This is a genomic window from Bradyrhizobium sp. BWC-3-1 (assembly GCF_032917965.1).
In the GTDB taxonomy this organism is placed as follows: Bacteria; Pseudomonadota; Alphaproteobacteria; order Rhizobiales; family Xanthobacteraceae; genus Bradyrhizobium; species Bradyrhizobium canariense_D.
In genome coordinates, this window is record NZ_CP136625.1 from 1,383,937 (window position 1) to 1,402,671 (window position 18,735).

General features: G+C 65.5%; 17 protein-coding genes and 1 tRNA gene. 11 read left to right on the forward strand and 7 right to left on the reverse strand.

Annotated elements, in window-relative coordinates; translation table 11 throughout:
- The first annotated feature begins 291 nt into the window (after positions 1–291).
- Both RX329_RS06780 and RX329_RS06785 read left to right on the forward strand, forming a co-directional pair.
- Positions 292–1,503 (forward strand): GGDEF domain-containing protein, encoded by a 1,212-nt coding sequence (locus RX329_RS06780; protein ID WP_085360511.1) that lies wholly within the window; start codon positions 292–294, stop codon positions 1,501–1,503.
- Between the two features lie 34 nt (positions 1,504–1,537).
- Entirely contained in the window at positions 1,538–2,164 is a 627-nt protein-coding gene (locus RX329_RS06785; protein ID WP_018453624.1) for an N-acetylmuramoyl-L-alanine amidase, read from the forward strand.
- A 184-nt stretch (positions 2,165–2,348) separates the two neighbouring features.
- Here RX329_RS06785 and RX329_RS06790 read toward each other — a convergent pair whose 3' ends face one another.
- The 3 genes from RX329_RS06790 to RX329_RS06800 form a co-directional block, all read right to left on the reverse strand.
- Positions 2,349–2,690 carry a hypothetical protein gene (locus RX329_RS06790; RefSeq protein WP_018453625.1) on the reverse strand — a complete coding sequence of 114 codons (342 nt, stop codon included), beginning with the start codon at positions 2,688–2,690 and terminating at the stop codon, positions 2,349–2,351.
- 190 nt (positions 2,691–2,880) lie between these two features.
- Entirely contained in the window at positions 2,881–3,780 is a 900-nt protein-coding gene (rpoH, locus tag RX329_RS06795) for an RNA polymerase sigma factor RpoH (RefSeq protein ID WP_007596598.1), read from the reverse strand.
- Between the two features lie 217 nt (positions 3,781–3,997).
- Entirely contained in the window at positions 3,998–5,005 is a 1,008-nt protein-coding gene (locus RX329_RS06800) for an RluA family pseudouridine synthase (RefSeq protein WP_026232566.1), read from the reverse strand.
- On the opposite strand from RX329_RS06800, the gene RX329_RS06805 reads away from it, so the two are divergent.
- The 3 genes from RX329_RS06805 to RX329_RS06815 all read left to right on the forward strand — a co-directional run bounded on the left by RX329_RS06805 (position 5,004) and on the right by RX329_RS06815 (position 6,241).
- Entirely contained in the window at positions 5,004–5,348 is a 345-nt protein-coding gene (locus RX329_RS06805) for a hypothetical protein (RefSeq protein WP_018453628.1), read from the forward strand. The genes RX329_RS06800 and RX329_RS06805 overlap by 2 nt on opposite strands.
- A 223-nt stretch (positions 5,349–5,571) precedes the next feature.
- Positions 5,572–5,646 (forward strand) — tRNA-Glu (locus tag RX329_RS06810).
- 61 nt (positions 5,647–5,707) lie between these two features.
- A complete protein-coding gene (locus RX329_RS06815) occupies positions 5,708–6,241 on the forward strand; it encodes a 2'-5' RNA ligase family protein (RefSeq protein ID WP_085349596.1) in 534 nt (177 codons plus the stop codon).
- A 62-nt stretch (positions 6,242–6,303) separates the two neighbouring features.
- Here RX329_RS06815 and RX329_RS06820 read toward each other — a convergent pair whose 3' ends face one another.
- On the reverse strand, positions 6,304–7,257 hold the full coding sequence (locus RX329_RS06820; RefSeq protein ID WP_085384409.1) for an alpha/beta hydrolase: 954 nt from the start codon (positions 7,255–7,257) through the stop codon (positions 6,304–6,306).
- A 787-nt stretch (positions 7,258–8,044) separates the two neighbouring features.
- Here RX329_RS06820 and RX329_RS06825 point away from each other — a divergent pair.
- On the forward strand, positions 8,045–9,535 hold the full coding sequence (locus RX329_RS06825; RefSeq protein ID WP_085360509.1) for an amidohydrolase family protein: 1,491 nt from the start codon (positions 8,045–8,047) through the stop codon (positions 9,533–9,535).
- Between the two features lie 3 nt (positions 9,536–9,538).
- Entirely contained in the window at positions 9,539–10,504 is a 966-nt protein-coding gene (locus RX329_RS06830; RefSeq protein ID WP_085349593.1) for a CobW family GTP-binding protein, read from the forward strand.
- Positions 10,505–10,514: 10 nt separating this feature from the next.
- Here RX329_RS06830 and RX329_RS06835 read toward each other — a convergent pair whose 3' ends face one another.
- Positions 10,515–10,892 (reverse strand): tautomerase family protein, encoded by a 378-nt coding sequence (locus RX329_RS06835; protein ID WP_026232569.1) that lies wholly within the window; start codon positions 10,890–10,892, stop codon positions 10,515–10,517.
- A 110-nt stretch (positions 10,893–11,002) separates the two neighbouring features.
- Here RX329_RS06835 and RX329_RS06840 point away from each other — a divergent pair, with 110 nt between their 5' ends.
- On the forward strand, positions 11,003–11,602 hold the full coding sequence (locus tag RX329_RS06840) for a TetR/AcrR family transcriptional regulator (protein WP_085384407.1): 600 nt from the start codon (positions 11,003–11,005) through the stop codon (positions 11,600–11,602).
- Between the two features lie 3 nt (positions 11,603–11,605).
- Here the strand turns inward: RX329_RS06840 and RX329_RS06845 are convergent, their stop codons facing one another.
- Together RX329_RS06845 and RX329_RS06850 are read right to left on the reverse strand one after the other, a co-directional pair.
- The gene (locus tag RX329_RS06845) at positions 11,606–12,079 is read right to left on the reverse strand and encodes a hypothetical protein (RefSeq protein ID WP_018453635.1); all 474 of its coding nucleotides are present in this window, start codon (positions 12,077–12,079) and stop codon (positions 11,606–11,608) included.
- 12 nt (positions 12,080–12,091) lie between these two features.
- Positions 12,092–12,442 carry a hypothetical protein gene (locus tag RX329_RS06850; RefSeq protein WP_240543218.1) on the reverse strand — a complete coding sequence of 117 codons (351 nt, stop codon included), beginning with the start codon at positions 12,440–12,442 and terminating at the stop codon, positions 12,092–12,094.
- 440 nt (positions 12,443–12,882) lie between these two features.
- On the opposite strand from RX329_RS06850, the gene RX329_RS06855 reads away from it, so the two are divergent.
- From RX329_RS06855 to RX329_RS06865, 3 genes are all read left to right on the forward strand, one after another.
- Positions 12,883–14,565, forward strand: coding sequence for a methyl-accepting chemotaxis protein (locus RX329_RS06855; protein ID WP_085349591.1), 1,683 nt, complete (start codon positions 12,883–12,885; stop codon positions 14,563–14,565).
- Between the two features lie 12 nt (positions 14,566–14,577).
- Positions 14,578–15,243 (forward strand): aspartate/glutamate racemase family protein, encoded by a 666-nt coding sequence (locus RX329_RS06860; protein ID WP_085360507.1) that lies wholly within the window; start codon positions 14,578–14,580, stop codon positions 15,241–15,243.
- A 126-nt stretch (positions 15,244–15,369) separates the two neighbouring features.
- Positions 15,370–18,675 (forward strand): acetyl-CoA carboxylase family protein, encoded by a 3,306-nt coding sequence (locus RX329_RS06865; protein WP_085360505.1) that lies wholly within the window; start codon positions 15,370–15,372, stop codon positions 18,673–18,675.
- Positions 18,676–18,735: the final 60 nt, after the last annotated feature.

The window sequence follows — 18,735 nt, forward strand, 5'->3', positions numbered from 1 at the left end:
AGATTCGCGCGCTTCTGCCCCGCGCTGTCACATCCGTGTCATCGCGTTATCCACAGCTCAGATGCATTTTCGGGTGATTTTGGCTCGCGAATCCGCATCGCCGGCATGCCTAACGATCCGACAATGCGCCAGCCGTTCATGAATCCAAAACCAAAGTCATGCTTTCGCGGATCGCAGTGAGACTCCGTTAAGCGCGGCGGCGGCATTGTCCCCCCAAGAAAACGGGGACGGGATCATGGACGGTCAGCTGGCAGGGACGGAGGGCGCGACGCTGCGCGCGCCGCGTGCGCCATGCTGAACGTGCCGACACTCTGGACCGTGTTCGTCGTCAACTTCCTGGCGCTCGGCCTGATCTGGGCCTACGTGATGCGCACCTATCCGAAATTCGCGGCCGCGCGGTTCTGGATGGCATCGTCCTTTATCGGCGCGACCGGCGCGATGACGGCCCTGCTGCGCCTGTTCGTCGCGTCTCCGTTGCCGCTCCTGCTTGGCGCCGCCGGCGTCATCGCGGCGAGCTGCCTTGCCGCCATGGGCATTCAACGCTTCTATCACCGGCCCGTCTCATGGCGCGTCATGATCGCAACAGCAGGCTTAAGCCTCGCCGGCGTCGTGTTCTTCGTGGTCGGCTTCGACAACATGCAGCTGCGCATGCTCTGCTACACGCTCGGTCAGGCCGTGCCGCTGGTGCTGGCGCTGCGTCTGTTGCTGTCGCCGCCGGAAGGCCGCGTCAGTCCGGGCGCCCGGCTGTCCGGCATCGTCATCCTCGCCATTATCGCGATCCTCGTCGTCCGCACGGTGGGCAATCTGCTCGGCGGCGATTTCTCGGCAAGCGCCGGCGGCCAGGCTCATGGCGTCATGGTGCTGGGTCTCCTGTTCCTGTCCATGACGCTCAATTTCGGCTTCCTGCTGATGGCGATGGACAGCTTGCGCAACGAGGTCGCCGACCTCGCGCTACTCGACGATCTCACCGGCGTCGCCAACCGGCGGCATCTGTTGCAGCGGCTGAGCGAAGAATGCGCCCGCTCGGAGCGCAGCAGCGAGCCGTTCTCGCTGCTGGTCATCGATCTCGACGGCTTCAAGACCATCAACGACACCCATGGCCATGCCGCGGGCGATGCCTGCCTCCAGCACTTCACCCTGATGGCGCAGACGCGCTTGAGGCCCGGCGACATGCTCGCCCGCACCGGCGGCGACGAATTCTGCGTCGTGCTGCCGTCGTCGACCTTGCGCGAGGCGGCTGCGATCGCCCGCCGCGTGCTCGAGGTCTGCCGCCAGGATGCCGTCAGCTGCACCGGCATCGACATTCCGATTGCGATCTCGATCGGGGTGGCGCAGTGGGACCGCGGCGTCGGCCAGTTTCCGGACCGCCTGATCGCGCATGCCGACCACGCCCTCTATGCGGCCAAGAAGAACGGCAAGAACGACTTTGCCGTCCACGATCCAGCGCCACCGCTGATGCCTGACCCGATCGGTTCAGGCGAGGCCTTGCGCAAATTCGCGTAAGGGCGTGCTAACGTCAGGTCCGCATTGGACCCGCATGATGATCTCTCGCCTGCTCGCGGCCGTTCTCGCCGCCCTCATTCTGATCGCACCTGCCGCTGCGACCGACGCCGAGCTCGCAAAGCTCGCGCGCGCCTCCGGCACGCCCGACATTCCCGGCCTGAAGATGGTGTGGCTGGCGCCATGGGGCGATGTCGGCAACGCAAAAGCCTGGCGCAACATCATCGTGCACCAGACCGAGGGACCGGCAGGCTCGGCGCGCGGCGGCGCCGAGATGCAAACGAAGAATCCCACGCGTCGCGGCGTCACATTGTGGGTCGAGACCGACGGCACCGTCTATTGGGCGGTCGCGGAAAACCTGGTGCCGACCCATGGCGACGGCGCCAACCGCAACGACAACAAGTACATCGACAACAAGCCGACCTACCGCCAGGTGGTGCGCGACAATTCGATCGGCGTCGAGTTCGCCGGCAACTATCCCGACGTCACCACGGGACCGACCGCGGCGCAGGTCGCGGCGTGGAAGATCCTCGTCCAAATCCTGCGCGCGCGCTACGGCATCCCGCTCGACCACGTCTATGCGCACAACTGGATCGACTACAAGGATGCCCGCTATTGCGAAGGCTGCTGGCTTGCGACGCTGGCGCGGACATGGGAGGAGTGAGCGAGGCGCCGACGATGCGCTCTTCCCTTCTCCCCTTGCGGGAGAAGGTGGCGCGAAGCGCCGGATGAGGGGTTGTCTCCGCGAATGACGATGTGAGAGACGTGCTCGCGGAGACAACCCCTCACCCGTCTCGCCGCTATCGCGGCGAGCCACCCTCTCCCGCAAGGGGAGAGGGGAAGATCAATCACACCGGCTCCGACATCCACCCGAAAAGCCGCCGGATCAAGCCCGGTCGCCGCGGCAGTTCCGGCGGGCCGTCCGCGGCCAGCACGCGCTTGAAGAAGTAGTCCAGGAACACCATGTCGTTCGGCTCGGTGACGGTGAATGTCTCCTCGCCGAAATAGACGCTGTAATTGAAGAAGAACGGACCCATGAGCGGGATCGTCGCGGTCGAGGCATAGTCCTTCGAGATCACGAACTCCGACGGCTCGAGCCCGTGCTCGCGCATCGCCTGCTCGACCAGCGGCAGCTTGCGCATGAACTGGGCGGAGAAGCCGCCCACGGTGGATTGCAGGATGATCGACACGGCGCGTGTCCGTTCTCTTGATGCTGTTGGCCCGATCCCTTTGGTCGGTCAACCGGCAGTGCGGGTTCAAGATGCCTGGTCCGCGTCCCCGCGAACATGCTGCGCCTCACACGCAAACAAAAAAGCCGGCGTCGCCGCCGGCTTTCTGTCTCTTGTTGATCCGCCAATCTCTGGCGCCAAAACCTCGCGCTTAGAGCGCGGCTTCCAGCGCGGCCTGTTCGGCCTTTGCGATCGTGCCCTTGACCGCGGACTGCACCTTCTCGAAGGCGCGGACCTCGATCTGGCGGACGCGCTCGCGCGACACGCCGAACTCGGCGGCAAGGTCTTCCAGGGTCATCGGCTCGTCGGCGAGGCGGCGGGCCTCGAAGATGCGGCGTTCGCGCGGGTTGAGCACGCCCATGGCGCCGTTCAGGGCGTCACGACGGTGATCATACTCCTCGTGCTCGGCCAGCATGGCTTCCTGGTTGGGCGAATTGTCGACCAGCCAGTCCTGCCATTCGCCGGCTTCGCCGTCGTCGCGGATCGGAGCGTTGAGCGACGCGTCGCCACCGAGGCGGCGGTTCATGTCGACCACGTCCTGAGCCGTGACGCCGAGACGCTTTGCGATGATGGCCACCTGGTCGGGGCGAAGATCGCCTTCGTCCAGAGCGGAAATCTTGCTCTTCGCCTTGCGCAGGTTGAAGAACAGCTTCTTCTGGTTCGCGGTGGTGCCCATCTTCACGAGCGACCACGAACGCAGGATGTACTCTTGAATCGACGCCTTGATCCACCACATCGCGTAGGTTGCGAGACGGAAGCCCTTCTCGGGCTCGAACCGCTTCACCGCCTGCATCAGGCCGACATTGCCTTCCGAGACGACCTCGGAGATCGGTAGGCCGTAGCCGCGATAGCCCATGGCGATCTTGGCCACGAGACGGAGATGGCTGGTGACGAGTTGGTGCGCGGCGTCGCGATCATCGTGCTCGCGCCAACGCTTGGCGAGCATGTATTCCTGCTGGGGTTCCAGCATCGGAAACTTGCGGATTTCGCCGAGGTAACGGGAAAGGCCGGATTCGCCATTAAGGACCGGCAGGGTAGCTGTACGGGCCATAGTGCGCCCTCCAAACAGGTTCAGGCCCCCGATAGCGGCGGGCCAGGCAGACGACCGCTTGGTTAAAGCCGATCGGTGCTGCGATGTTCCGCGTTGGTCTTCAACGCAAGCGCAATATACTCCATCGGAAGGCAAAAAGGGAAGGATTGCTGACGTCACGTCCCCGTGTGGCAGCTATAACTTTTTGTAATGTAAAGCATTTCTGAAGCGGCCTGCGTCATAGCGCCGCTTTGAGGGCCCCCTGAAGGAGAAGCAAATCCTCCGGCAGAGGCGTCTCCCAGTGAAGTAATTCTCCAGTCCTCGGGTGCTCCAATACCAGCAGGTAGGCGTGCAGCGCCTGCCGCCCCAGCGCGGCGAGGGCGGCCTGCGACTCGGGGCCCAGCTGGTTCGCCTTGGTCTTGAAATGCGGGCCGTAGACGGCGTCGCCCATCAGGGGGTGGCCGATATGGGCGAGGTGGACGCGGATCTGATGGGTGCGTCCGGTCTCGAGTTCGCAGGCGAGCAGCGTCGCGATCGGCTTGCCGTCGCGTCCGGCAAAACTCTCCAGAAGCTCCCAATGCGTCACGGCCTCGCGGCCGCCCTGGCGCACCGCCATTTTCTCGCGCGCATGCGGGTGACGGTCGATCGGCGCGTCCACGGTGCCGCGATGGCGGCCCGGCAGCCCCCAGGCGAAGGCCATGTAGCCGCGCCGCATCGGCCCGGTACGGCCGTGATCGGCGAATTGCGCGGTGAGCGAGGCATGCGCGAGGTCGTTCTTGGCGACCACCATCAACCCGGTGGTGTCCTTGTCCAGCCGGTGCACGATGCCGGGCCGGCGCACCCCGCCGATGCCGGAGAGCGAGCCGCCGCAATGGGCGATCAGCGCATTGACCAGCGTACCGGTCTCGTGGCCCGCCGCGGGATGCACCACCAGCCCCTTCGGCTTGTTGAGGACGACGATGTCGTCGTCCTCGAACACGATGTCGAGGGCGATATCCTCGCCTTTCGGCTCCGGCGCGGCCGCTTCCGGCACGTCGATTGTGATCGTATCGCCGGAGGCGACGTGATAAGCGGGGTCCCGGATCGCGGCGTCCCTGAGGCTCACCGCGCCCCCCAGAATCAGGGCTTTCAGCCTCGATCGCGATAGCTCGGCAAGGTGCAGCGCCAGCACGCGGTCGAGCCGGGTCGAGCCCTCGGAGCCTTCGACGACAACCTCCAACCTTTGCGCAGAGCCAGAATTTTCCATGACGACGTCTGATACCGTTGTTCCCGAACCGAGCCCCGAGCAGGCCGCGCTGTTCGCGCGGGTGCGGCGGATGATGCTGATCGCGGGGTTGACCACGGCGCTGGCAATCTGCGCCGTGCTGATCGCGGTGGGCTACCGCCTTTTCAAGTCCGAGGGAAGGGCGCCCGAGCCGGCAGGCGACGTCACCGCGACTCTCCCGAAGGGCGCCAAAATCGTCTCGAGCGGCGTCGCCGGCGACCGGCTCGTGATCACGCTCGACATCGGCGGCGTCACCGAGATCCGCACCTTCGATGCCCACACGTTGAAGCCGGCTGGAAAGCTGAAATTCGCCAATGAGCCGTGAGTACGGCCTCGGAACTCGCCGCCATCGTCGTCTTGGCGAAGGCCAGGACCCATAACACCGGCTGGTGTGGTTGCGGGGACTGGTGGTTGGCACTTCGCCCACAACCACGCCTTGGGGTAATGGGTCCTGCATTCGCCAGGACGACAGCGGAGAGCGAGCATCCGAAACCCCTCGATCCCCGCTTGCCGCCGGCAAAATTCGAGGCTATGTCCTCTCCCTCAACGCTCCCTTCGTCTAGCGGTTAGGACGCGGCCCTCTCAAGGCTGAAACAGGGGTTCGATTCCCCTAGGGAGCGCCATTGTCTTGAAGCCAGCCTTCCCCTGATCTCGATTTGATTGTTCCGCCCCTTGGGTGCGCCTGTGGCATTGGCGATCAATATCCGGTCTGACAACGATTCAGCAGGCGAGATCGTGCGGCTGTGGCATCAGGTTGCCGTCTTCGAGGCCGAGCCCTCGATGCGTGCCCTTGGCTACCGGCCTCATTTTACGTTTGCCATCTACGATTCCCCGGCGGCTCACGAGAAGGCTGCGTGCGATGCGATGCTGGCAGCTAGTTCTGGCGAGAGGCAACTGCGGATCAGGTTCAAACGAATTCGCTGGTTCGAAGCTTCTCCGCTTGTCCTCTGGGCGGAGCCGGAGGCCAACGAATCCCTGGCTCGCATCCACGGCATCATCAGCGCGGCAATCGATCCAGCGCATTGTCGTCCTCACTACCGGCCCGGCGCTTGGACGCCCCATTGCACGCTCGGCACTGCTATTGCCGATGAACGCCGCGATGATGCGATGGACTTCGCGCACGCGTTTGACCGCAACATTGAAGTGTTGTTCGACGTGGTGGATTGCGTCGCCTTTCCGCCTGTGCGGATCATCGCCGAGCGAAAATTGCCATTGTAGTTGGTTGTCGCTTCGGTGTCATTGATCGCGACGCATCAAACTCATGCCGCGCGGGCGCTCTCCTAAGCGATCGTGCCGTCGATCGAGCGGCGGATCACCCGCTGTACTTCTGCATTCGACAGAAAAAGATCGTGGTTGATGATGCCCCAGCCTTCCGCTGACGCATCGACCACGCGTACGCCGAGGCGCGCGATGACGGCTTTTTCGGCGGCGCCGACCCTGGTCATTCCACCTGCGATCTGTCCCGACAACGCCAGTGCGCGATCGTTCGTCGCGGCGATCACGGTGATTTTGCCCGCAAGCGGACCGATGCGCTGGATCGCTGACGAGAACACGTCCATGTCGATATCGGGCGCGGCAAACACCACGGCGCCGATCTTGCTCGTCACTGTGTCGCCGTATCGCGCATAGAGCTGACGCAGGCTTTCGAGCGACAGCATGGTTCCCATGCTGTGCGCAACGATGTTCACGCGGCCGGTGCCTGGCGCCGACACGAGTGTGGAGAGCACGCGCTCGAACTCGTCGCGGGACCACATCGCACTGTCGCGGTCATAGGCATAGTCGAACAGTCCTGCCTTGGAGGGCCAGGAGAACACCATGGTCCGGCCGCGGAACTTGATCCCATCGGAGAGATGGGCGCCATCCAGCACCGCCGTCTCGAACGTCTGCTTGAAGCCGTGCACATAGATCAGCACGTCTCCTCCGCCGGCCTGCGCAACGAGATCGCCAACGTCGGCCGACACCGGTTCGACCCGGTCAAGGCGCCAATCGCCAAGTCCAACCGAGGCCAGAGAAAGGCGGCTCTCGTCCGGCGCCCCCAGCTTCGCCCGCGCGATTGTCATGGTCGTCGCGCGCTCCGGCCCGAACCAGGGCTTCGTGCGACCGCCGTTCACCGGCTTGCGCGTGGTGGTGACGAGCAATGTGGGGTCAAGGGATAGCGATGACGCGTCGAAACGCGCCCCGGTCGCACCCAAGCCGGCGCATCCGCCAAGCGCGAGGGCGGTCCCCGCCGACATAAATCCGCCGAGGAGAGCGCGGCGCGAAATAGAATGACGAGGGTCGCGTTGCAGGAGACGTCGAGCGATCACACGAAACCTTTGGGAACTTTGCCCACCGGGGCGGTCGTACGTCGTCACGAACGCGGGTTGGGAGTTGCGGTGGACGCGGGCGGCGTTAAAGGCGGGCTTGTGCGTGCAGGGCGAGATGAACCTCGTGAGCATGGCACGAACCGCATCGACGGACGGCGCTCAAACCTCGCGAAGCCTCTGGCGAAGCAGGGCCATGTCCTGCGAAGCTTGGGCGAAGCAGGATGCCTGCGTACGGCGAAACCGTGTGGTCTTGGCCGTCGTTGCTACGGTCAAGCCTTTGCGAAGGCGTCATCGCGTCAACCGGCGCGGTGCCGTGCATTTCGCGGAGGTGACGGAGGCAAGAAGGAACTCGTCTCCGGGGAGAGCGCGGCATAGGCCGTCAAACCATCGCGCAGGGAAGGCCTGGTCTCGGCTGCCCTGTGTCTCCCCTGTGCATTGCGTGTGCAATCAGTTCGCATGGGGGTTTTTATGGGTGCCAGCCGGCGCCCGGTCTTCCCTGCGCCCTTTCTTTTCGAGGGGGTGAAGCGAGAAGCATAGCTCGGGCAAAACATGCCGCGAGGCTGCGAGCGCATGTCCGCGACCCGCATGCAAACTGACCTCCCTTTCGAGCCTCCCTTTCGAGCTTCCTTGCGAGCATGATGCGTCGGCATCGGTGGAGGTGGTCGTCCCTCCCGGAATCTGCCTTGATGCGAATTCAGCGCGGAGGAATTTTGACATGAGCGGCTTGGTGATCTCTGGCGGCCGGGTGGTGGATCCCGCCAGCGGAATGGACGCCATCGGGGATGTGGCGGTCGTGGACGGCAGGATCGCCGCGGTTGGCGCCTCGCTCGGAAGCGCCGAGCGGACAATCGACGCGACGGGGCTAGTGGTCGCCCCCGGCTTCATCGACCTGCACGCGCATGGCCAGTCGCTCCCCGCGGATCGGATGCAGGCGTTCGACGGCGTCACGACGACGCTCGATCTCGAAGCGGGCGTGCTGCCGGTCGGGTCCTGGTATGAGCGCCAGGCGCGGAAGGGGCGCGTGTTGAACTACGGCGCGGCCACCAATTGGGCTTTCGCGCGTATTGGCGCGATGACGGGCTCCAATGCGGAGAGCTCGCTGGAGGCGTTCGGCAACGCCATGCGCGATCGCCGCTGGATGGACAACGTCGCGAGCGATGCGGAGGTTGCCGGCATCCTCGAGCGCCTTTCGCGCGGCCTGAACGAGGGCGGCATCGGCATCGGGATCTTGAACGCCTATGCGCCGGGCGCCGGCGTGCAGGAGCTGACCGCGGTCTGCCAGCTCGCGGCCGCGCAGGACGTGCCGACCTTCACCCATGTCGCCTACATGTCGCGCATCGATCCCGAGAGCGCGGCGGAAGCCTATATCCGCCTGATCGGCTATGCCGGAGCCACCGGCGCGCACATGCACATCTGCCATTTCAACTCGTCGAGCAAGACCGACGTCGAGCGCTGCCGCGTGCTGATCGCGAAAGCGCAGGCGCAGGGCCTGCCCATCACGGTCGAGGCCTATCCCTACGGCACCGGCTCGACCGTGCTGGCGGCCGCCTTCTTCAGCGACCCCGAATTCGTCGAGCGCAACGGCACCGGTTACGATTCCGTGCAGCGGGTCACCGACGGCCATCGCTTCAGCGATCGCGAGGAGCTCCTGAAGGCGCAGGCGGAAGAGCCGTCCTCGCTGGTGCTGTGGCACATCCTCGACACCGAGAACAATGCGCATCACCGCGACCTCCTCGACATGTCGGTGCTCTATCCCGGCGGCGCGATCGCCTCCGACGCGATGCCGTGGACGACGTCGGACGGCAAGACCTACACCGGCGATGCCTGGCCGCTGCCGGATGACGCCACCTCGCATCCGCGCTCGGCGGGCTGCTTCACGAAATTCATCCGCGAATGGGTGCGCGAGCGCAAGACCGTGTCGCTGCTCGAAGGCGTGCGCAAATGCGCGCTGATCCCGGCGGAGATCCTGTCGCAGAGCACGCCCGCGATGCGCGCAAAAGGTCGGCTCGCGAAGGATGCCGATGCCGACATCGTCGTGTTCGACTACGAGAAGCTCTCGGACCGCGCGACCTTCACGGCGATGAACCGTCCCTCCGAAGGCGTGCGGCATCTGATCGTCAGCGGCCAGCCGTTAATCACAGATGGTGTGCTGGACGTCGCGGTGCGGCCCGGCCGTCCCGTGCGCCGTCCCGTCGTCGGGAGCTGAGACATGCCGGTCCCCATTCTCCTGGTGACGGGCTTTCTGGGGGCGGGCAAGACCACTGTCGTGAACCATCTGCTGGCGCATGCGGAGGGGCGGCGAATCGCCGCTGTGGTCAACGATTTCGGTGCGATCAACATCGATGCCGAGCTGATCGCGGGCGCGAGCGACGGCGTGGTCAGCCTCGCCAATGGCTGCATCTGCTGCTCGCTCGAAGGCGACCTGCTGCGCACGCTTGCGACGCTGCTGCGGCGTGATCCGAAGCCGGAATACATCGTCATCGAGACCAGCGGCGTCGCCGATCCCGCCGAGATCGTCCGCAATTTGATGGATCCCGTGATCCTGCGCGAAGCGCCGTTGGAAACGGTGCTCTGCGTGATGGACACGGCGACACCGCCGGCCGCTCTCGACGACGCGCTGCACCGTTCGCAGCTGCGCGTCGCCGACATCGTGGCGCTGAGCAAGCTGGATCTGGCGGATGAGGGTGCGGGCGCGCGTATCCGCGAGGCCATCCGCGCGCAGCGCGTTCCTGCCGTGGTGGTCGACGCGCAGCACGGCGAGATTCCGTCCGCGCTGCTGTTTCCCGCGACCGTCGATCGTGCGCCCGCGCCGCGCAAACCCGGACCGAAACGTCCGGCAGAGCAACGCTTCGAAACCCTGAGCTGGACCTCGGACCAGCCACTTTCGCTCGCCCGCTTGCAGCAGGCCATCGGCCGCCTCGCGCCAAAACTCGCGCGGGCAAAAGGCCTGTTGGAGACCGTCGAGCAGCCCGGGCGCCGGATGGTGTTTCAATTCGCGGCCGGCCGCGCCACGCTCGCCCCTGCAGATGCCGCGCTCGCCGTTAGCGATGCCGCGCTCGCCGTTGGCGATGCCCCGGCTCTGCCGTGCGCGCGGATTGTCTTCATCGTCGAGCTAGGCGTGCTCTCGAAGGCGGAGCTCGACGGGATCATGGAGACCTGCGTTGCGGATCGTTGAAGCTGCCGCTTCAGGCGAATTGTGCGATGCCGTTTCCAACGGACCAATTCTCCGCGGGCGCATCGAGGACATTGACGAACACGTCCTCGGGGCGGAGGCCCGGTTTTTCGCCGAGCAGGTCCGCGATCCGCCGGTACAGGGCCTTCTTCTGCTCGGGGGTGCGCGAGGCGAACACGGTGATCTGGATCAGCACGGCATCGTCGCTGCGCGTGACGCCGTAGGCATTGCCGCAGCGGAAGTTCGCGGGCGAAAGCTCGCTGATGGTCATGAACTCGTCGCCTTCAGGGACGTTCAGCGCTTCGCGCATGGCGCGGTAGAGGCCGTCGAGGATCGCCTGCCGGTAGACTTCCGGCTTTCCGGCGCGCATCGAAATGTGGAGGAGAGGCATCGCGAAATCCTCATTGACGAAAGGGCGCATCGGCCCCAGTTTGTTTTTGACGCGGCGTCAGGAAATCATGTTTTTGACATCGTGTCAAATATGCTTGGTAGGAGCAAAGCTTGAGGCCGCGCGAGTTCGACCACGACGATGTCCTGCGTATCGCCTTCGACCAGTTCTGGCGCAAGGGCGTCCGCGGCACCTCGCTGTCGGATATCGCGCGCGACGCCGGTGTCCAGCGCGGTAGCCTCTACAACGCCTTCGGCAGCAAGGAGGCGCTGTTCGTCCAGGCCTACGAGCGCTACGCGGGCGATTATCTCGTCGCCCTGCAAAAGGCGCTGGGTGCGGGCTCATTGCGAAAACGCCTCACCGCGTTCTTCGACCTGACCATCAGCAACTTCCGCGCCGGCACGCCCCCGCGCGGATGTCCGACGACGCGCGGGCTGATGGAGCTCGGCGCGGCCGAAGGCGAGGGGCTCGACGAGGAGGCGCGGCAGGCCTTCGCGAACCTCATCTCGCGCATCACCGTTCTGGTTCAGGAGACGTTGTCGGCGGGTGCGGCGCGCGGTGAATTCAACGGCAATTCCGCGTCCGCAGCGCTGCACATCATCACGGTGACGCGCGGCCTCGCCGTGCTCGAACGTGCCTTCGGCGACGAGCCCCAGCTGCGCAAGATCGCGTCCCACACCATCGATCTCGTGCTCGGCAGGAAGGGCGGCTAGGGGTCAGCAGACCGCGAGCGCGTTGACCGCCCGCGTCGTCACGGTCTCGTTCTCGTTGCCGACGAACTGGCAGACGACAGTTTGGAGCTCGCCCGGCTGCTTGCCGCGTGCGACCGCCAGCAGCCGCATCAATTCCGCCTCGTCCTTCGACAGGCGCCGGCACGATGGCGGCATGAAGCACAATTGGCAAGGCCGGCCGCTGCGCAGGATTCTGACCAGCGCGGCAACGCGTGCGACCAGCAGCGGACTGTCGGTGATGCCAGGCGCCTCGTCGGCAAAGCGATAGGCCGCCTCCCAGCAATCGGACGCGCCGGTCGCATAGGCGGCAGCGATGAACCGGAACAGCGAGAGCGTGACGCGGCCAAAATCATCGTAACTCTCGACGTCAGGCCGCGTCGCAAGCGCGGCCTGAAGCGGACAGAGCCGCGCCTGGCCGGCTTCCGTGACAGGCACAGAGCCGCAACTATCCTGCATCATGCGCGATCCCGGTCAGTGCAACGTGGGGCTTCCGACCAGCCAGCTCTTCATCGCCATCGTCTGGTCATGGTCCAAAGACGGAACGTGCCGGTCGGGCAGGATGAGACCCGCCATGCGGAACATCGTTGCAAGCCCCCGCACGGGTGCGAGAGCCCAATCGGCGCCGACCGGCGGCAGCCAGCATTCGAACTGCTCGCGCGCGATATCGTCGCGCTCTTTCTGCGCGGCCGCGATCGCCCGTAACATGCTGTGCTCGCTGTCGGACATGCGGGGGCAGGTCGGGCAGTGCACCGCGATGGCCGTATGCGCCGTGCAGGCAAAGATCTCGATGATGGATTCCAGCGAAGGCACGGCGTCGCCCACGCCAAAATGGTCGTCACTTGCTGGATGTCGGCCGCGGTCGGAACGGCGCTTCCGCTGCGCGCCTTGGCCCGAAATCCCCAAATGAAGAGCCGCTCCGCTGCGCTCAGCGCCGGAAGGTCGAGAGACCCTGTCGATGTCGATTGGTGCATTGAGCCTCTGGCCTCCGGCTGCGCCCATGCCCCGGCTGGCGCCGATGATCTGCGCCGATCGTTCCGTCAGAGCCCCCTGCAAGTCAACGCTCGGAGGGGCGATGTCGAGGTCTTCTAGTTTGGAAGAGTTCGCATCTCGGATGCAGCCAGCCTCGCGAGCCTGCGAGCCGTCTGCGGCATGCCGGTAGGATGCATGGAGTTTTGCGGGGTGGGGGAACCCGAATGCTTAAAGCTTTGCTAAGGGGCGCGGGATAAACTGGCATATCAGCCTTCCAAATCTTGCGAGCACCAATGTTTTTCTCCCGCATCAGTTTCAAGCTGGTCCTGATTGTCGGCATCAGCCTCCTTGGCATGATCGCGCTGGCGCCGATCGCGCTTTCGACCTTGCGCGCGCAGATGATCGCCGATCGTCAGGCCAAGACGCAGCACTTGGTCGACGTCGGCTACGGCATCCTGGCGCACTACCAGAAGCTCGAGAGCGAAGGAAAACTCCCGCGCGAGCAGGCCCAGGCCGGCGCGATCGCGGAGATCAAGAGCCTGCGCTACGACAAGGTCGAGTATTTCTGGCTGAACGACATGACCCCCAAGATGGTCATGCATCCGATCAAGCCCGAACTCGACGGCAAGGATCTCTCCGGGATGAAGGATCCGTCCGGCAACGCGCTGTTCGTCGGCTTCGTCGACGTCGTCAAAAAGCAGGGCGCGGGCTTCTACAGCTACCTCTGGCCGAAGCCCGGCTTCGACCAGCCGGTCGGGAAAATCTCCTATGTGAAGGGCTTTGCGCCCTGGGGCTGGATCATCGGCACCGGGATCTATCTCGACGACGTCGACGCCGTTTTCCGCCAGAATGCGATGACCTTCGCCCTGGTGTGCCTGGTCGTGTTCGTGCTCGTGCTCGGCGCCTCCTTCGTGATCGGCCGCAGCGTGACCCGGCCGCTGGCGAAGATCACGGCACTGACCGACCGCCTCGCCGCCGGCGACAGCGCGTTCGACGTGCCCCATACCGATCGTCGCGACGAGATCGGCGGGCTCGCCAAGGCGCTCGCCGTGTTCAAGGACAATGCGTCGGCGGTCGGCCGCATGCACGCCGAACAGCAGGAGACGAAGCAGAAGGCCGACGAGGAGAAGCGCAAGACGATGACCGACCTCGCCGGCAAGTTCGAAGCGAACGTTCAAGCCGTCGTCCGCGACGTGTTCAAGGAGGCGCGCGCGATGCAGCAGGCCGCGCAGGGCATGTCCGAGACCGCCGACAAGGCGACCGACCGTGCGAGCCTCGTCGCCACCGCCTGCCAGCAGGCATCGAGCAACGTGCAGACGGTGGCCTCCGCCGCCGGGCAGCTGTCGTCCTCGATCGCCGAGATCAGCCAGCGCGTCGCGCAGGCTGCAAGCGTGGCCGACAAGGCCGCCGCCGACGGTCAACGCACCAACGACACCGTGCAGGGACTTGCTGCAGCCGCGCACAAGATCGGCGAGGTCATCGACCTCATCAACCAGATCGCCTCGCAGACCAATCTGCTCGCGCTCAACGCCACCATCGAGGCGGCGCGCGCCGGCGAGGCCGGCAAGGGTTTTGCGGTGGTGGCAAGCGAAGTGAAGTCGCTGGCGAGCCAGACCGCGAAGGCGACCGACGAAATCGGCGCGCAGATATCGGCGATCCAGGCCGAGACCAACCAGGTGGTCGGCAACATCGACAGCATTCGCAAGACCATCATGGAGGTCAACGAAATTTCCTCGTCGATCGCCGCAGCCGTCGAGGAGCAGGGCGCCGCGACGGCGGCGATCGCGCACAGCGTACGGGAGGCCGCCTCCGGCACCGACCAGGTTTCGCAGAACATCTCGGGTGTGACCGACGCGACGGCGGAGACCGGCCAGGCCGCCGGCCTCGTGCTGCAATCGAGCGGCCGGCTGTCGCAGAAGCTGCAATCGCTGGAAAACGAAGTCAGCGCTTTCGTTGCGGGGGTACGGGCGGCCTAGTATAGCAGAAGGATGAGCGCGCGCATCCTTCTGATCAATCCGAACAGTTCTGTGGCGACCACAGCGATGATGGTCGCCATCGCGAGGTCAGCCGCCGTGGACGGCTTCGACATCGACGGCGCGACCGCAACGCGCGCGCCGCAAATGATCGTGACGCCGGATACGCTGGATGCAGCTTCCACCGAAGTTCTGGAGATCGCGCAGTCACACCGGCATGCATGCGACGGTATCATCGTCGCGGCGTTCGGCGATCCTGGGTTGGCCGGGATCAAGGCCGCGATGAAACTGCCGGCGGTCGGCATCGGCGAGTCCTCGATGCTCGCAGCTGCCGAGAACAGCCGCCGCTTCGGCGTGGCGACCACGACGCCGCTGTTGGAAGGGAAGATCGACGCCGTGCCGGAAGCGCTGGGGTTGCGATCGCGTTATACCGGCGCCCGCTTCGCCAAAGGCGATCCGCAAGACCTGATGCGCGATCCGGCGCGATTGCGCGCAGCACTCGCCGGCGCGGTCGAGGCTTGCATCGCGCAGGATGGCGCGGAGGCGGTCGTCATCGGTGGCGGTCCGCTGGGCGAAGCCGCGCGCGAGCTTCAGCCGATGTTCACCGTGCCGATCATCGCGCCGATCCCGTCTGCCGTGGCGCGGATTATTCGCCTCATCACGGCGCGCGCGACCGATTGAAATTCCGGCCCGCGGGAACGGTCGTCGGGACCGCGTTCTTGCCCTTGACGGCCTCGGTTAAAGTGACGAAGCAGAACCATGGGACCTGCCGACCCGCGCTTGGGCACGCGGGCATGGAGACGCTGCATGTCGTTCAAGAAGCTCCTGATCGCCAATCGCGGCGAGATCGCCATCCGCATCGCGCGCGCCGCCGCCGATTCCGGCATCGCGACGGTCGCGATCCATCCCGCGGACGATGCGATGTCGCTGCATGTGCGGGTTGCCGACGAGCCCGTCGAAATCCCCGGTCGCGGCGCGCGGGCCTATCTCGACATCGAGGCCGTGGTCAAGGCGGCGAAGAGCGCAGGCTGCGACGCCGTGCATCCCGGCTACGGCTTCCTCAGCGAGAACGCTGCGTTCGCGAAGGCCTGCGCCGATGCAGGCATCGCCTTCGTCGGGCCCCAGGCCGCGGCGCTCGAGTTGTTCGGCGACAAGGTGGCGGCACGGCAACTGGCAAAGCGCTGCGGCGTCCCGATCATCGCCGGCACCAGCGGGCCGTCCTCGCTGGAGGACATCGCGGCGTTCTTCACCTCGCTCGGCAGCAACGCGGCGATCGTGATCAAGGCAATGGCCGGCGGCGGCGGGCGCGGCATGCGCGTGGTCGAGCGCGCTGCCGATCTCGCGGAGGCCTATGCGCGCTGCCAGTCCGAGGCCAAGGCCGCGTTCGGCTTCGACGGCGTCTATGCCGAGCGGTTGATCCGGCAGGCGCGCCATATCGAGGTGCAGATCATCGGCGATCGCGACGGCGCGATCTCCCACCTCTGGGAGCGCGAATGCACCATTCAGCGCCGACACCAGAAGCTGATCGAGGTGGCGCCGAGCCCGTCGCTCAGCGACGGCTTGCGTGGCCGTATCATCGCGGCGGCGAAGCAACTCGCCGTGGCCGCGTCGTACGACAATCTCGGCACGTTCGAGTTCCTGGTCGACGGTGCCGCCGAAGACAGTTTTGCCTTCATCGAGGCCAACCCGCGGCTTCAGGTCGAGCACACCGTGACGGAAGAGGTGCTCGGCCTCGACCTCGTCCGCGCCCAGCTCGCGGTTGCTGCCGGCGCCTCGCTTGCCTCGATCGGCCTGGCGCAAGGCTCGATCCCGAAACCGCGCGGCTATGCCATGCAGTTGCGCGTCAACATGGAGACGCTGGACGAGCTGGGGGCGACGCACCCGACCGGCGGCGTGCTCGCCGTGTTCGAACCGCCGTCGGGTCCCGGCGTCCGCGTCGATAGTTTCGGGTATGCCGGCTACAAGACCAGCGCCGCCTTCGACTCGCTCCTGGCAAAGGTCATCGTGCATACGCCCGGTGAAGCCTGGCACGACGTGGTCGCCAAGGCTTCGCGCGCCTTGCGCGAGTTTCGGATCGACGGCGTCATCACCAACATCGCCTTCCTCCAGGCGGTGCTGGCGCATCCCGACTTCAGGTCCAACCGCATCGCGACCGACTTCATCGATTGCAACATGGGCAAGCTCGTCGAAGCCGCGGATGGCGCGGCCAAACCACTTTATTTTGCAGCGACGGAGCGAAACGGCGGTCCCGGCACCGAGGCGCATACGGCACAGACCGTGCCCGAAGGCACAGTGATGGTCGCGGCACCCTTGCAGGGGACCATTGTCACTATTCAGGTGAAGGAAGGCGAGGTCGTGCGCCCGGGCCAGCAGCTCGCCGTGATCGAATCCATGAAAATGGAACATCTGGTCATGGCCGAGCAGGGCGGCCGCGTCACGAAGCTACTCGCCGGCGACGGTATCACGCTGATGCATGGCGAGCCGATCATGTATCTGGAGCCGCTCGACGTTGCGGCGGACGCGTCGGCAACGGAAACCGATGTCGATCTCGACCACATCCGTCCTGATCTCGCCGAACTGATCGCCCGCCAGGCCAACACGCTCGACGAAAATCGCCCTGCCTCCGTCGAGCGCCGCCGCAACACCAATCAGCGCACCGCGCGCGAGAATGTCGCGCAGCTCGTCGACGACGACTCGTTCATGGAGTACGGCAGCCTTGCGATTGCGGCGCAGCGGCGCCGGCGCAAGCTCGACGATCTCGTCAAGAACACGCCGGCCGACGGCCTCGTCATGGGCGTCGCGACCGTGAACGCCGAGAAGTTCGGTCCCGAAGGCGGGCGCTGCATCGTCGTGGCCTACGACTACACCGTGCTCGCGGGCACGCAAGGCCACATGAACCACAAGAAGATCGACCGCATGCTGACGCTCGCGGAAGACTGGCGCGTGCCGCTGGTGTTCTATGCCGAGGGCGGCGGCGGCCGCCCCGGCGATACCGACCGGCTCGGCATGACCGGGCTTGATGGTCCGTCCTTCGTGCAGTTCGCAAGGCTCTCGGGTCTGGTGCCGGTTATCGGCATCGTCTCCGGCTATTGCTTCGCCGGTAATGCCGCGATGCTCGGCTGCTGCGATGTCATCATCGCGACCAAGAACGCCTCGATCGGCATGGGGGGCCCCGCGATGATCGAAGGCGGCGGGCTCGGCGTCTATCACCCGGCCGAGGTCGGTCCTGTTACGTTCCAGTCGCCGAACGGCGTGATCGACATCCTCGTCGAAGACGAAGAGGAGGCAACATCCGTTGCGCAAAAATACCTATCCTATTTCCAGGGCGCGGTGACGGAGTGGCAGGCCGCCGACCAGCGCCTGCTGCGCCGCGCGATCCCCGAGAACCGACTGCGCGTCTACGACATCCGCAGCGTGATCGACCTCGTCGCGGATAAGGAGGCCGTGCTGGAGCTGCGCCGCGACTACGGTGTCGGCATGATCACAGCGTTGATTCGCATCGAAGGGAAACCGTTCGGCCTGATCGCCAACAATCCGCGCCATCTCGGCGGCGCGATCGACGCCGATGCCGGCGACAAGGCCGCGCGCTTCCTCCAGCTCTGCGACGCCTTCGATCTGCCGATCGTCTCGCTGTGCGACACGCCCGGCTTCATGGTCGGCCCGGAAGCCGAGAAGACGGCGATCGTGCGTCACGTCTCGCGCATGTTCGTGACAGGCGCGAGCCTGACTGTGCCGTTGTTCGGCATCGTGCTGCGCAAGGGCTATGGGCTGGGTGCACAGTCGATGATCGGCGGCGGCTTCCACGCCTCATTCTTCACCGCGGCGTGGCCGACCGGCGAGTTCGGCGGCATGGGCCTGGAGGGTTACGTCCGCCTCGGCTTCCGCAAGGAGATGGAGGCGATCGCCGACCCCGTCGAGCGCGAGACTTACTATCGCAACAAGGTCGCCGAGCTCTATGCCAACGGCAAGGCGGTCTCGATCGCCTCCGTGTTCGAGATCGACAACGTCATCGACCCCGCCGAGACCAGGCGCTGGATCATGGCGGGCCTGCGCTCGGTGCCGAAGCCGCCGGCGCGGACTGGGAAGAAGCGGCCCTGTATTGATACGTGGTGAGGGCGGTGCAGCAATTCTGATTGCGCTTCGCCGCGTTCCCGGTTCCCGATTGACATCCCC